Annotated in this window: 12 protein-coding genes; 7 read left to right on the plus strand and 5 right to left on the minus strand. The window is 31.5% G+C overall.

The window, feature by feature from the left end; translation table 25 throughout:
* The first annotated feature begins 5 nt into the window (after positions 1–5).
* On the plus strand, positions 6–1,349 hold the full coding sequence (murC, locus tag GW846_03660) for a UDP-N-acetylmuramate--L-alanine ligase (protein ID NDK09849.1): 1,344 nt from the start codon (positions 6–8) through the stop codon (positions 1,347–1,349).
* Positions 1,350–1,362: 13 nt separating this feature from the next.
* On the opposite strand, the gene GW846_03665 is transcribed toward murC, so the two are convergent.
* From GW846_03665 to rlmN, 3 genes are all read right to left on the minus strand, one after another.
* Complete coding sequence (locus GW846_03665) at positions 1,363–1,833, minus strand: peroxiredoxin (protein ID NDK09850.1); 471 nt, start codon at positions 1,831–1,833, stop codon at positions 1,363–1,365.
* A gap of 10 nt (positions 1,834–1,843) precedes the next feature.
* Positions 1,844–3,463 carry a protein translocase subunit SecD gene (secD, locus tag GW846_03670; protein NDK09851.1) on the minus strand — a complete coding sequence of 540 codons (1,620 nt, stop codon included), beginning with the start codon at positions 3,461–3,463 and terminating at the stop codon, positions 1,844–1,846.
* 454 nt (positions 3,464–3,917) lie between these two features.
* Complete coding sequence (gene rlmN, locus GW846_03675; protein NDK09852.1) at positions 3,918–4,985, minus strand: 23S rRNA (adenine(2503)-C(2))-methyltransferase RlmN; 1,068 nt, start codon at positions 4,983–4,985, stop codon at positions 3,918–3,920.
* 132 nt (positions 4,986–5,117) lie between these two features.
* On the opposite strand from rlmN, the gene GW846_03680 reads away from it, so the two are divergent.
* Positions 5,118–5,753: a hypothetical protein gene (locus GW846_03680; GenBank protein NDK09853.1), complete on the plus strand. Its 636-nt coding sequence runs from the start codon at positions 5,118–5,120 to the stop codon at positions 5,751–5,753.
* 42 nt (positions 5,754–5,795) lie between these two features.
* Here the strand turns inward: GW846_03680 and GW846_03685 are convergent, their stop codons facing one another.
* Positions 5,796–9,878 (minus strand): hypothetical protein, encoded by a 4,083-nt coding sequence (locus GW846_03685; GenBank protein NDK09854.1) that lies wholly within the window; start codon positions 9,876–9,878, stop codon positions 5,796–5,798.
* Positions 9,879–10,015: 137 nt separating this feature from the next.
* Here GW846_03685 and GW846_03690 point away from each other — a divergent pair, with 137 nt between their 5' ends.
* The 5 genes from GW846_03690 (at position 10,016) to GW846_03710 (ending at position 14,499) form a co-directional block, all read left to right on the plus strand.
* Positions 10,016–11,377 carry a hypothetical protein gene (locus GW846_03690; protein ID NDK09855.1) on the plus strand — a complete coding sequence of 454 codons (1,362 nt, stop codon included), beginning with the start codon at positions 10,016–10,018 and terminating at the stop codon, positions 11,375–11,377.
* 13 nt (positions 11,378–11,390) lie between these two features.
* On the plus strand, positions 11,391–11,978 hold the full coding sequence (locus GW846_03695) for an HD domain-containing protein (GenBank protein ID NDK09856.1): 588 nt from the start codon (positions 11,391–11,393) through the stop codon (positions 11,976–11,978).
* Between the two features lie 78 nt (positions 11,979–12,056).
* Positions 12,057–13,205, plus strand: coding sequence for a tRNA guanosine(34) transglycosylase Tgt (gene tgt, locus GW846_03700; protein ID NDK09857.1), 1,149 nt, complete (start codon positions 12,057–12,059; stop codon positions 13,203–13,205).
* 85 nt (positions 13,206–13,290) lie between these two features.
* Positions 13,291–14,163 (plus strand): hypothetical protein, encoded by an 873-nt coding sequence (locus tag GW846_03705; protein ID NDK09858.1) that lies wholly within the window; start codon positions 13,291–13,293, stop codon positions 14,161–14,163.
* A gap of 27 nt (positions 14,164–14,190) precedes the next feature.
* The gene (locus tag GW846_03710) at positions 14,191–14,499 is read left to right on the plus strand and encodes a divalent-cation tolerance protein CutA (protein NDK09859.1); all 309 of its coding nucleotides are present in this window, start codon (positions 14,191–14,193) and stop codon (positions 14,497–14,499) included.
* An 18-nt stretch (positions 14,500–14,517) separates the two neighbouring features.
* Here the strand turns inward: GW846_03710 and GW846_03715 are convergent, their stop codons facing one another.
* Entirely contained in the window at positions 14,518–15,318 is an 801-nt protein-coding gene (locus GW846_03715) for a high-affinity iron transporter (protein NDK09860.1), read from the minus strand.
* Positions 15,319–15,374: the final 56 nt, after the last annotated feature.

The following is a 15,374-nucleotide window of genomic DNA, read 5'->3' on the forward strand; positions in this document are numbered from 1 at the left end:
AAATAATGAACCAGAAAAAAATATACTGTATAGGAATAGGATGAATTGGAGTCTCTGCACTAGCTAGATATTATCTGTCACAGTGATATGAAGTATTTTGAAGTGATTCAAATAATTCAAAACTCATTGAGGCTCTCATTTGAGAGTGATGTGATATTATCATATGAGCTAGTAGTTCTCGTATAGATAACAGTTTTGAAACTATTATTTATTCAGAAGCTGTTCCAACGACTCAAGGAGAACTCTTACGCGCAAGAGAGTTACAACTATTATGTTTGAAGTACTCAGAAGCACTTTGAAGAGTAGTCAATGAGTATAAACTCATCACAGTTTCTTGAACACACGGGAAATCAACTACGAGTAGTATGATTGCTCAAGTACTGAAACATAGTTGAGAGAGCTTCTCAGCAGTCATAGGCACGATACTGAAAGAGTTTGGAGGGAAAAATTTTTACACACAATGAGATAATAACTTTTTTGTAATAGAAGCCTGTGAATATAAAGAGCATTTTCATGCCTACAAACCCCTCGTTGCAGTGATTACAAACATTGAGTATGATCATGCTGATTATTTTAAAACTCCTGAGAGTTATGTACAAGCCTACGAAAATTTTATACATAATATACTTCCTTGAGGATTTTGTATCCTCGATGCTAATGAAAAAAACAGCTCTAAACTTATTTGAAAAAGAAGTGATATAAACTACATTGCTGTGTCTAAAAATAGTTTTGAATTGAGAGGAGTAGATGGAAGTAGCGAAATTTTTGATTTTCCTGAGATAGTTCTTCACGTACCTGGAAGTCATATCCTCTATGACGCAAAACTCAGTTACGTCGTTACTCATATGATTGGAATATCAGATAAAGTGATACTCGAAAGTTTAGAAAACTATAGCGGAGTTTGGAGACGTATGGAAAAAATAGGAACAACAGAAAACTGAAATATGCTCATAAGTGACTATGGTCATCATCCAACTGAGATTCAAGTAACACTTCAAGCGCTCAGAGATACTTATCCCGAACATACAATACTCTGTGTATTTCAACCACATCAATATTCTCGTACTATTGAACTTATTGAGTGATTTAAAGAGAGTTTTGATGCAGCTGATACCCTTATCGTTCCAAATATTTATGAATCCAGAGATAGTGAAGCAGATAAAATAAACATGAATACGGAGATATTTTTGGAAGCAGTGAATCATAAAAATAGTAAAAATGGCAAATGACTCATTCATACTGCTGAATTAATACAGAAATTTGATATTGATAATCCAAATAATGCCATCCTATTACTTCTTTGAGCCTGAGATATAGATTCACTTCGTGACAAAATAAAAACGAGCTAGGCTCGTTTTTATTTTATTCTGGGAGGTGTATTTCTCTGAGGACTTTTTCAGCATGTCCTTTTGCTCGTACATTTCTCCATTCTTGTATTATTTCTCAATTTTTATTGAGCAGAAAAGTAGAACGAATAACTCAGGTAACTATTTTTCAATAATTATTCTTTTCTCCATAGGCTCAGAGCTCTTTATGAAGAATAAGTTCAGGATCAGAAATGAGATCTATTTGTAAATCATGATTTTCTATGAAGTCTTTATGACTCGCAATACTGTTTTTTGAGACTCAAACCAACACAATTCATAAGTCTTGAAAATCATTTTTAAGTGATGAAAAACTTTTATTTTCAAGCGTACATCCTGGAGTATTATCTGCTGGATAAAAATACAATAAAGTGTAATCTCAGTAAGATATTATATCTTTAAAACTCAGTTCAGCTGTTTCTCATGATGAAGTAATAGCTTGGAATCTATTTTCTAAATTAATTTTCATATATATTAGATTATTTTCAAATAAATACTTTTTGAGAAATATCTGATCGAGCTATGAGTCGGATAAAGAGTCGACTCACAAAGAATACTGAAAATAAACTGACAATAATACCAAGTCCCAAAATGAATCCAAATCCTTTTATAAGATTAATCCCGAATACAAAAAGTATCAGCGCTACGATGAGACCTGTAATATTCGCGTCCCAAATAGCTGAAAATGACTTTTCAAATCAAATTTTTACTGATTCACGAATAGTGCTTCCTTGTCTGAGTTCATCCTTTACCCTTTCAAATATAAGAATATTAGCATCAATAGCAATACCGATAGAGAGCACCAAACCAGCAATAGAAGCAAGAGTGAGCACTACACCAAATTGTTTCAGTATAGCGAGTGTTATAACTATGTATATAAATAGTGCAATTGCTGATACAAATCATGCAAGTCTATAAGTGAATATAAGAAATAATAAAATAACTAGAAAACCAAACATACCAGCATAGATTATTTTTTCAAGTGAGTTTTGACCTAAACGAGCATCGATAGTTCGTTCACTTGTAAGATAAATTGGGGCAGGAACCACTCATGTATTTATATCAGTCGCGAGTTTTTGAGCAGATTCTGGAGTATAATTTCCTGTGATAACTGCTTGCCCTGTAAGTATAGCATCATTGACCGTAGGAGAAGTGAGGAGTTCTCATCATACAAATATAGCAATAGGTTGTCCAACAAGTCTTTTTGTAAGTTCACCAAATATATCCGCTCCATCGTTATTGAATGTAAGCTCTACCATTGGTTGAAATGCCTGATTATATTGAACCGAAGCTTTCGTAAAATAAGTATCGTTGAGCACTCTCCCTTGAGAATCTTCAGCAGATATCCATATTGATGGTTCAGCGTCTACTACGATATAATCAAAACTATCCTCATTTTTTTTATACACAAGATATCAGTTTTCACCATCAGTGTTTTCTATTTCAGAAAGTGAAGTAGATATATTTTGCTTATTGAGATTAATAGTTGCTCAACTTTCTGTTAATAATGAAGTTATATCGGAAACCGTTCCAACTTCAATTCATTCATTATTATTTTGAAATCTTTGTGTTTCAGTGATAAATTCATCTGGACTCTTTTGTAAATCAGTGAGTATTTGACCAGCAAGTTCTTTTCTAGCTGTTCTGTCAGCTTCTGTAATATTTTCCCTGAGTTCTTTAAACTCTATTCTAACTACTTTTCCAATCGCATCTTTCGCTCGCTCTATATTCGCTGAACTTTGAAGTGCATCATTTCATTTAAGTGGTATTTGAACTATGATATGTTGTTCATCACCGTAACTCGCACTCGTAATAATAGAATCATTGATATTAAGTGTAGCAATTCGTTTATCAATTACAGATTTTAACCCTTCTACGATTGAATCCTCACGCTGTTGATTGTAATCTTCTTCAGTTCTTGCTTCTTCTAAATCAACTTTATAATCAAGCTCTATTCCTCACTGAAGGTCAAGTCCTAGCTTATAATCTGGTCCAGAAAATGGAACAACTAAACCAAAATAATTCCAAGGAACAGCAAACAGAAGTATGAACAGTCCACCTAGAACTGTTAAGAACAATTTAAAAATAAGAGATTTCATAGAGTTTAGTAAAAATTATTACGCACATTGTATCCACAAACAGCAAATTAAGAAAAATAGCTTATAATTATATTTGACAAAAATAGTATTTAGTTAGTATATAATTAATATATTATTAATAATAAGAGATTTTATGCATAAATGAATTTGAGTTTTATCTTTATTAGCTTCAGTTTGAGTAAGTGAATTAGATGCCCAAACTTACCAAGAAGATGATAGAATGAAGGTTACGACATAATGATTTGAGTGTGATGGAGTTTGAGTTTGAGAAATAACTAAACAAAGAGTACTTGATTTAATAAATACTGTGGACTTAAACAATGACGATTTAACTGATAGAACACACATATGACCAAAAGGAGAAAAAAGACTTTCTTTTAAGTCTGAAGATATAATGATTTCTGTTGTTTGCGAAAAACGTTGAACACTCATATAAAAAATAAAAAACTCAGGATTAATCCTGAGTTTTTTCTTCTGTATCTTTTTTCTTTCTCGCAAGTTGCCCACAGGCAGCAGCAATATCATCTCCCATCGTTGCTCGAATCGTTGAAACCACTCCGTATTTTTCAAGGGTTCTTTGAAATTTTTCAATAATGAATCGTGGAGTCGTAGTATATCAGTCTGATGCAGTTCCCTCTCACGCATTATACGGGATGAAGTTTACATGAGCAAGCCTTCCCTGTAAGAGTTTCCCGAGTTCATCAGCGAGCTTGAGATGATCATTTACTCAATTAATCATGATATATTCATAAAAAATTCTTTTATTCGTTTTTTCTACGTATCTATCCAATGAAGTCATAAGCTTTTCTAAATCATAGGTATGATCTACTGGCATGATACTCCTTCTAATTTCATCATTAGGAGCATGGAGACTTACTGCGAGCGATGTTTGAGGGAAATCCTCAGTAAATTTTTGTATACCAGGAACAATTCCACAAGTAGAGACCGTCACTCTTCTATTAGCTAAATCAAACTTCTTTTGATTCGTAAATACGTGAATTGATTCTTTCATCACGTCATAATTGAGCATAGGTTCTCACATACCCATAAATACTACATTTCTGAGTTTTTCTCACTCAGAATTTAACATTCGAGCAGCATACATCACTTGTTCTACAACTTCATAGAGTGGTAGATTTTTTTGTAAACCGAGTTTTCCAGTTGCACAAAATGTACACGCCATCGGACAACCTGCCTGACAACTGATACACAGAGTATTTCTTCCAGAGAGATGACGCATCAAAACTGCTTCTATAAAAAGTCCGTCTTGGGTTTCAAAGAGAAATTTTGTTGTTTGTCCGTTCGCTGAAGTAGCTTGATTATCTACTTTTAGTGTCTCATAAAAACAATTCTCCTTGAGTAATTCTCGAAGTTCTTTCGGAATTGTTTGAATTTCATCAAAATTTGTGATGAAGTTTTTGTAAATAGCGTTCTCAATTTGACCATAACGAAATGCAGGAAATTTATATTGCGCAAACAGTTCCTTTAATTTTAACTCGTCATGTATTGAAAATTTTTCCACTATCTTTGGGTTAAGGTTCGCAGATTGTATAAATAAAATAAAAAATGTAAAGGCAAAATTGTATTTATATTTCTTGTGATTTTTCTATTTATTTTTATACTGAAAACAATACAAATATTTCTCAATTATTCAATGAAATACGATCTCAAAGCAACATCAATCATCGAAGCAATGGTCGTACTCTTGATTGTTGTAACAGGAATCATTTGAGTATATTGATTACTAAACTCCTCTCAACGATTAGCAAACAGTACTTGAAACCGTATAGAAGCAATTTCTATTGCAAGAGATGGACTCGAATCATTTTCAAATATACGAGATACAAACTGGATTAGATTCTCTGCAGACACGCGAAACTGTTGGAATGTACTAAATTATAATATTAATTGTTTAGGTAACTCTACTACAACTTACGATATAAGATCACTTGCAAATCAGTCTTATAGCATTTATAGAAATGCTCAAAATCAATTTGAGTTAAGTTTGAAAAGTAATCTTTGAGATTTTGATACACCAAGCTATAGAAATGATTTCAAAGTGCAAAAAGATGCGAGATGATTTTATACTCAAAGTGGATGAGTTGATATCAATCCTCTCTACACTCGAGAGATAATTGTTGAATATATTGAAGATACGAATAGTGATGCGAGCATCAATTCAAATGATGCTAAAATGAGGGTGAGTTCTCTCGTACAATGGAGAGATGTGTGAAATGAAAACATTAAGACTCTCACATTGCAAACCGTTCTCACGAATTGGTACAAATAGATTAAAAAACACTTATCAAATTGATAAGTGTTTTTTAATCTATTAATATTCATCTGAATAATCATCATCTTTTCTTTGTGGAGCTACTCGAGGAGTAATAGCCCTGTTTACATCTCATTTCACCACATCAGAAAAGCTTGGAAAGTCATCTGATGGCACTTCTCATTCATTTAAAAATTCATATCAGCCTCGTGAATCTACTACAGTTGCTCTTTCATAACTTCTTCATCCATTTTCATGATCTATAATTTGGTTTACAAATCTATCAATAATTCACGTATTTTCTCAGGCATCAATACTTTCTGAGTTTGCTCACGCATTCACGAGTTGATCAAAATACACTCACCAATCATTGAGTTTAGAAAATTTTCAAGTGGGAGAATTAAATGCTGCAAGAGTTCTAATTTCAGCATGCATCCCCATTATAGCAGTAAGAAAATCTCTGAGGTTCTTTTCGAGAATTTTTTTCTGAATTTCTTTATTTTTCATTGGATCAGAATCATACTTTCTTTTTGTTACAGCAACCATTTCTGGAACTATTTCATCAGTCCACATCATATTTGAAGCATCTCAGTGAGATAAAACTCACCCGGTTCTCATATTAAAGAGTCCTGAGGCTTTTTTTATACTAAGACCCGAAGTTCCCTTTGCAGCCATAGGATCTTCGTATAACTTATTCTCAGTAAAACTTGGATCTTGTCACATAAATCCTTCAAGTTTGTTATAATATTTTTTGAATATAGGATCGTCATCCTTTTCAAGAAAAATCATTTTGTTGTGTATATCTTCAGTCTCTCACGTATTAAGCATATATAAAATATCTGTAATATCTCATCCCCATTTTTTATAAAATGCAATTGTTTCATCTTGTTTCTCTCATTCTGGTTTAAGATTGTTTTTTTGATTCTTAAATATACTTTGAGCTTGAGCAGATATTCAAGCATACTTTTGAGGATTCTTTTCTTCGAGTCTTTCAGATATTCTTTTTATAGTTTGATTCACTATATCTATATCTCATGAATACGACATAAATCTCATCATCATAAGCATTCGAGACTGGCTTGGAAAATTCTTCGCTTTATCAAGAATATCTTTCTCAAAATTATATGCCATACCCGAGTACATCATAACAAACGGAATCATATTCATTTCTTTCATGCTCCCTCATTTGTTCGTGACAGACTCAAGCCATCAAAAAGAGTTTGGATAATTTCAACTGCTCATTTCTGAAAGTCATCCATCAATTCGTTCGACTACATCTCTTTCATTAGAACCATCTTTTAAACCTACAGCCCATTCTTCCTCTTTTCATTGACCTCTAAATTTCTTAAGTTCTTTTGCGAGTTTAGATCTTCTTTTTACTCCATTATACCCTCATTCTTTTACTTGTTCAGACATGAGGTTATAAACGAGTTCTTCTTCCGTGGTATTGAGTCAAAGTTTATCATTTTTTTCATGGACTCTCATCCACACAGAATCTCCAATAATACCTCACATTTTTTGATACCAATAACTTTGACCTTGGTATTCATACATCTCTTTCGCATTGAGCGCTCCATATTTTTCAAGCATATAAAACATACCAGCTTCTTTTTTATATTCTGGAGTTCTTGGGTCTTTGAGCCAATTTTTTATTAATTGTGTAGCTGGTTTAGAATTAATATCCTTAAGTCTTCAGATAAATTCTTCCATACTTTTCTTTTGAGTTTGTTCTACCCGAGACATCATATCAGTCTTCCCATCTTTTCATAAAAGTGGTCCAAAAAACTTGAGGGCAAATTGGTTTGCTTTATCATCATCACCTTCATTGAGAATATTAGTGATCTGCTCTATAGCTGTTTTTGATCATTTCACAACTGAAGCAAGCGACATTCCTTGAAACATAAAATTAAAGAGTCCAAATTTGCTTTCTGGAATTGGAACATTATCCATTTTCTCCTGTTTCACCTTTCACTCTTCTAAACTTCTAAGTTCAAGTTTATTATCAACAATATATCTATCTAAAACTCATACACTCATAGTATATTTCTGACTCTCAACCTTGAAAATTTCACCTACTTTTTTATCCTTCGTTTCTCAATTTTTTTGTTTTTCAGATTTCTTTTTATCAGCAACTTCTCAAAAACTTACTGTGACCATCTCTCCATCAATAGAATGGATTTTAAAAAGTTGTTTTGATCATCATGAAATAGGAACCAAAAAATCATAATTAACATTCGTTTTAGATTTTCTGTGTTGTATTTTACCAGATTTTAATTCAAATTCTGACCATTTTGTATACATTTGGTCAGTTTGAGTAAATAGCTCCTGAAAGTCAGTAATTTTAGAGACTCTCACTGCTTTTTGACTTTTAAAAGCTTCAATAAATTGTTGATAGGTCAGGGATTCTTCTCCTTTAAGTCATTTAACAACTATTGTTTGATTATCATCAAATACTCTAAGAACACTGAAAGTTTCTCATTTTTTTCCATTGGTCGTAAATGTAGTCCCTTTTTCGATTCAAAATGCCTTTCACTCAGTATCCAGCTCATCAAGTTGCGCGTGCAAAGTTTTTGTATTTTGACTTGAAACGTTCAGATACACTTGTTCCTTTTCGTCTTGTAAGAGGAGTAATTCATTGAGCTTTGAATCATCATTCCATTGTGACTTTGGAGTTCATTGTTTTCTTAACTCATCTTTTCTCGCTTGAATTTGTTCTGCAATTTGAGTTTTTTCTCTTTCAATTTGTATTTTATCCTGATAGTTGTCAGCTCAATGTTTATCAGTTATTTTTCATGTTTGGATTCTATGATTGAGTGTTTGCTTCGAAATAAACTCAATTTTAGGAACTCAATGTTCTTGATTTTGAGCCTTGCTTGCAAAGTCTATAAATTGAGAGTACGTTTGTCTCGAAACATCACTACTTGCTCTCGCGTCATAGGATTCAGATCATCTATCAACGAGTGAAAATGTCCCAACTTTTCAAGTATTTATTATTTCAGCGTAGAGATTTACTTCTTGCAGAACTTTCGTTTCAGGATGTTGAAGTTTTTGAGTTAAAACAATAATTGCTCCAGCATGGAAGTTTTCAACTCACTCAACATTTGCTAAACTTCATAATATACTTTTTGCTTCATCCAGTGATTGAACACTCTCTGACGCAAGTCTCGTCTCAATATCAGCTATAAGAGTATTATAATCACTTGCAAAGAGATCATAGAAAAAATTCTTTTCAAAGAGTTGCTCTTGAGAACTCGCATGTGATAAAAGTCACTGCGTAGACATAAGGAGTTCTTCATCACTAATTTGAGATATATAGCTCTCAACATCAATCCCCGTAGTTCCAAAAAGTCCTGTTTCAACTGAAGTTTCTAAAGCGCTTTTTTTTATAGATTTTGCAGCTTGATTATCAATAATTCAAAGTTCTATTGCTTGTGCAACGGTCATACTTGGCATATATGACTCAATAATTTTTTGTTTTTCATCTACAGTAAATATAGATGATTCAAAAAGAGTCATGACATCAGCTGTATCTAATTTTTGTCGAGATTTGATTTTGTTATTAACAATACTTATTGCTCGTTGTTCGTGATCTGGAAGACGTGAAAATCTTTTTTCAATCTGCATGTCCTGTAAGACTCATGAAAATAACTTTACATTTGGAGTATGAGTGGATCCATAGACCGTATTAATAAATTTTTTACGCTCTTTTTCTGATTTTAGTAAAAGCTCAAGTTCCGATTCTCTCTCAATACTTTCAACTTTTGGAGCAATTTTTGATGAATATTTTTTGGTATCTATATCAAATTCTTGCAAGAAACTATCTTGGATAGCTATTTTTTTTGAACGAATTCAAGCCAGAAAATGAGCAATTTCTTTTTTAAAACTACTTACTTGAAGCGTGTCATTAGATATTTCAAGTCCTGAGAACCTAGAGTCAGTTCCAGAAAAGTTTTTTATGTCTTGAATTTGATCAGGAGTAAAATCATTGACTCAGTCGATTGATTTTGCAAATGTGAGTCTATCTTCTTTTTTATTAAGTCTGTTTTTTACATACGAGGAAACAAGTTCAGCATATGAATTATTTTTATTTATTGGTTTATTTACCTTATCTTCTCCAGATTCACCAAGTGTAGGTCCAGTCATATTTCTCTATTTAAGAATATTTTAAATATTATACAATAATATGCTATAAAAATCAAAAATAAAGACTTGAAGAAATAATATTGCACTTGGCTTAAAATACGATACTATGAGTCTATTAATTTTTGATTCTATAGGCTATGATATTCCTCTGAATTCTCGTGAGTATTGTTATTTTTAGTATCATTGTACTTTTCCATGAGTATTGACATTATCAAACAGCTAGATTTTTTGGTATACACGTTGAAGAATTTGGTCTATGAATACCTCCGAGAGCAAAAAAACTCTGGAAAAATAAATATTGAACTTTATTTTCACTCAACTGGATTCCATTGTGAGGATTTGTTAAAATAGCGTGAGAATCTGAAATAGAGTTTCGGTATTATTCATGAAAATGAAAACATCTTACACTAGAACAAATACAAAAGAGACTGCATAAACACGAAGATATTTATGACGTGAATGGAAAAGAAATTAAAAAAATTGAGAGAAAATTTCTAGAATCACATATTCAAAATCATAATGCTTGAGCTAACTTTTATGAAAAAAATATCTTCCAAAAAACTTCTGTTCTTTTAGCGTGAGTTATTATGAACTTTTTACTTGCAGGATTCATTTTTACGGGATTATTTTTTATGTGAGTACAACCTATTGGGATAAACTCCGTTATACCTACAGAGCTTCCATCTAAGATTATTCCAACAATTGACCAAGCGATTGAATCTGGACTGATTACCAAAAACCCTGGAATACTTCTCTATCCAATTGAAGATTCGGTTTCACAAGCTGCATGAATACAAGAATGAGATATATTATTACGGATGAATAATATTATATTTTCAGATATATCTGAACTTCAATCATATATCAAGGAAAATCCCTTGAATTCTCCACTCAGTTTATATATTCAAAGAATAATAGAATGTTCTCCAGGAGAAACAGAGTGAGAAACTTGTCCCATAATAGAATTTCTAGAAGTACAACTCTCTCCAAACAGCGAAAATATGATAGGTTCCTATTTAGCTCCAAACTTGCAACTTGAGGAATGATTTGAGTATAAATTTGGAATTATAGATTCTTTAAAATTTGGTTTTTTAGAGACATACTACCAAAGTAGACTCACGTTATCAGGACTTTGAATTTTGGTGAAAAACATATTTGCTCCAGAAACACCTGTCCAAAGACAAGAAGCCCTTGATCAAGTAGCATGACCTATTGGAATAGTTAGTATCATAACACAATCTCTTGCATGAGGATTTACACTCTTAATAATCTTAGCTGCAGTGATATCTGTGAATCTTTGAGTATTTAATCTTTTACCAATTCCGGCTCTAGATGGAGGAAGAATTGCACTTTTATGGATTCGTAGTTTCCTTGAATCTATCTTTTGAAAAAATGCTTCTCTTCAAAAAATTGAAAATCTTACTCATATATTTTTCTTCATTCTTCTCATTGCACTTTCATTTCTAATAGCATATAATGATATAGTAAAACTATTTTAGTATCAGATTATCGATGAATAAAAATCTCATTATTGACGTCAAAAACTACGTAAATTATCTCATGCTTCCTCTTGATGAACTCTATTATCATCATTATGAACATGCATTGAGTGTAATGGAACGAGCTATGTATCTCGCCACTATGGAATGATGTGAGAGTAGTGATATCGAGCTTCTTTGTATTGCTTCCCTCTTTCACGATACATGATTTGTGATACAGTACGATAATAATGAAAATATAGGAGCAAAAATAGCTCAAAATTTTCTTAAAACAATTCTATATCCAGAAGACAAAATTAAAATCATAGAACATCTTATACTTGCAACAGCTCCAGAAAAAGAACCCAAAACTCTCTTAGAAAAGATTATAAAAGATGCAGATATGGATAATCTGTGAAGAGAAGATTTTTTTGACATAGCCTCTAAGCTGAAACATGAAAGGGAGACGATCAAAAAAATAAAAATAAGAGATCCCGATTGGCACCATGCAGCACTTGATATTATTCAAGGTCATAGTTTTTATACCCCAACTCAAATAAAAGAAAGAAATCAAAAATTAATTGAAAACACAGAAGAATTACGAAAACAACTTGGAGAATAATTTTTTTCTTTATATAATACATTTAAAATACGAAGATACATTTATTTGTATCTTTTTTATATATATTTAATTCATAGTATGTTCAAATACACTTTAGAAAACACTGATTGATTTGCAAGAGCATGAACCATAGAAACATCACATGGAAATATTAAAACTCCTGTTTTTATGCCAGTAGGTACGAAAGCGACAGTGAAATGAATCTCACCTGAAAACTTGGATGAAATGTGAGCACAAATTATTCTCAATAACACCTATCACTTATACCTCAGACCTTGAGATGAAATAGTGAAGCATTTTGGATGATCACACAGTTTTCAAAACTATTATAAACCTATACTTACTGATAGTGGTTGATTTCAGGTGTTTTCGTTATGAAAAACGAGAGAATGAAATTCTCTCGTTAAAATAACTGAAGATGGCGTACATTTTCGAAGTTTTATAGACGGAAGTAAGCATTATTTCACTCCTGAAAAAGTGATGGATATTCAATCAAATATAGGAGCAGATATTATTATGGCATTTGATGAATGTGCTCCATGAGAAAGCACTCGAGAATATGCTCGGGCTGCCATGAACCGAACTCACAGGTGGGCAGAAAGAAGTAAGACTCAGTGGCTTAAAAATAATGAACTGAGAAAGAATTCTGGATTACATGAACAAGCTCTTTTTTGAATAGTACAATGAGTCGTTTTTGATGATCTACGTAAAGAGTCTGCTAAATTTATATCCGAGCTTGATACTCCTGGTATATCAATAGGATGACTCTCCGTTTGAGAATCAAAAGAAGATATGTACAGAATACTTGATGTGATGAAAGAGACTCTTCCAGATAATAAACCGAGATATTTGATGTGAGTTGGTACACCAGAGGATTTAATCGAGTGAATTTATAGATGAGTAGATATGTTTGATTGTGTCCTCCCTACTCGTGTTGGAAGGCATTGACTTGCGTTTTGAACGTATGGAAACGTACGAATAAAAAATGAAAAACATAAGCTTTCAGATTTGAAACTTGATGACAAGTGTCCGTGTAAAGTATGTAAAAGTTATTCAAGATGATATATCAGACATCTCATAAATGAAGACGAAATGTACTGAAAATCACTCCTTTCGTATCACAATCTCGCATTTTTAATAGAAATAGGAAATGGAGCTAGAATAGCAATCCAAAATTGAGAATACAGCAAATTTAGGAACAATTTTTGGGAAAATTATTCGAATTAATATATAATATAAGAAAATGCTTATATATTTGATATATTAGTAGTTTGATATACAATATGTATATCACTCATTTATAATACAGCTCATGCAAGATAATTGAGAAATATACTGAATGAACTCATTATCAATCTATTGAGATGCCTTCTTAGATTTTTTAAGAGATTGTATACAGAATAATATTAGTTTTAAAAAGCTCCAATCAGATGATGATTTGGAGTTTTATTTTTTTGAAAAAATTTTTCAAGTCTGTCAAAAAACTGAAGAAAACTTTCAATGACTTACAAGACTTACGGGTGAATATAGAGAATATCATAGTCATCTCTATGAAGTAGCGAAGCTTTATATTCTCTATGCTTGAAAATATGCAACAATTTCCTGATTAATAATAGCACTCAGACATGATGATATAGAAGATTTACATAAAGATACTAAATCAATGAAGAAAGTGAATTTTTTAGATATTTTACGTGAGGACTGATATGAAGTTGCACTTTGAGTAAATTTTCTCACAAAACAAAAAGTTCCGCATATTGATGAATCAAGAAAAAAATCAAAAATAAATGATATAAAATCCGTAAGACTCGAGCAAAAATTTTCAAGAGATGAGATGTATTACAAAGATTTTTATGATATAAAAACACTAATTGAAAAATTAACCCAGCAATCAAATAAAAATTTGTGAGAAATGCTAAGTTCAGAACAATTAACACAATTAGCCCGAGATATAGCTATTGTTAGAATTGTAGATCGAATTCATAATCTGAGAACTATGCCGGAATATAGATATGATAATGAAAAAAGACTGAGAAAATTAAAAAATACTGACGAGTTTTTACTGAGATTAGCTCAATCATTAAATATTCCAGAATTATACTGAGATCTCGTTTGAGTCCTTATAAAAGGATATGAGACATATTATAGAGTAAAAAATAATGCAAATTCTCAATTTTTGCTATAATTAGATTAATAGAATTAAAAAAAAGTAATGCTTCTTATAAAAACTACATATCCAAACACCCCAAGAGAATGTAAAAAATTTATTCAGTGAATAATTGGTGGAAGACTTGCTTGATGCGTCAATAGAATCAATAACGTTAAGTCTTTCTATATGTGGGAGGGAAAAATCACAAGTTCTAGTGAATTAATCTTACTCATAAAAACACTTCCAGAAAAAAAAGAAAAACTACTCAGTTATATCAAAAAAAATCATCCCTATGATACTCCAGAAATTTCCATACTAGAGATGGAAAGCGACGAGAAATACAATGAATGGATGAACAGTATTATTAATTAATTAATAAAATGAGAGATATTATCTCTCTTTTTTATTTTTAAAAAATAAGGTAAATACTATTCACATATAACTTATATATGCTAAGAAAGACAGAAGTGATGGATTAGCATCATAATGAATAGCTGCTTTAAGAATACTACCTAGTCATTGCTTTTCAGAAAGAATTCCAGAAATGTCATACAAAGGATTTATAAAATTTGGTAATACTCATGCTTGCTGAAACTCTATAATCCCGTGTGACAAAAGACCTCAAGCAATAAATATAAAAAATATATTAGTGAAAACGAGTAATTTTTGAATCTCTACTTTCTTTAAGCTTATATACAAAATGACGGAAATAATTAAAGCTCAAATAATTCCTAAAATCGCTAATACTATATCTCATTTTTCTGAACTAAAACTCAATGCATTGAGAAAAATCACTGTTTCAACTCATTCTCTTAGGACACTCAAGGCTACTAATAAAGAGAGATACCATAACTGATCACTCTGCTTGAATTGATCTGAGATTTTTTTTACATTTGTTCAAATATTATGAAAATGATGTTGAGTCCATATTACAAAACGAGTAATAAATAAACTTCAAAGTATCATGAGTACTCATTCATAAATTTTTTCAGAGTTTCATTCAAAAGCTCAAAACAGATATTGAAATGAAAATGCAAAAATAACACTTCATAAAATTCAAGCTGCAATTCAAACACCTATATATCTTTTTCTTTTAAAAGAAACTCAAAATACTTGTAACAGTGAAAATATAAGTCCTACAATGATGGAAGCTTCTAATGTTTCACGAAAGGTAACTAAAAATATTGCCAAAATAATTCATATAATCCAATAATATATCGACAGGATAGTAAATATAAAAAGTATGT

The organism is Candidatus Gracilibacteria bacterium (assembly GCA_010119145.1).
Lineage (GTDB): Bacteria > Patescibacteriota > Gracilibacteria > BD1-5 > UBA6164 > JAACSU01.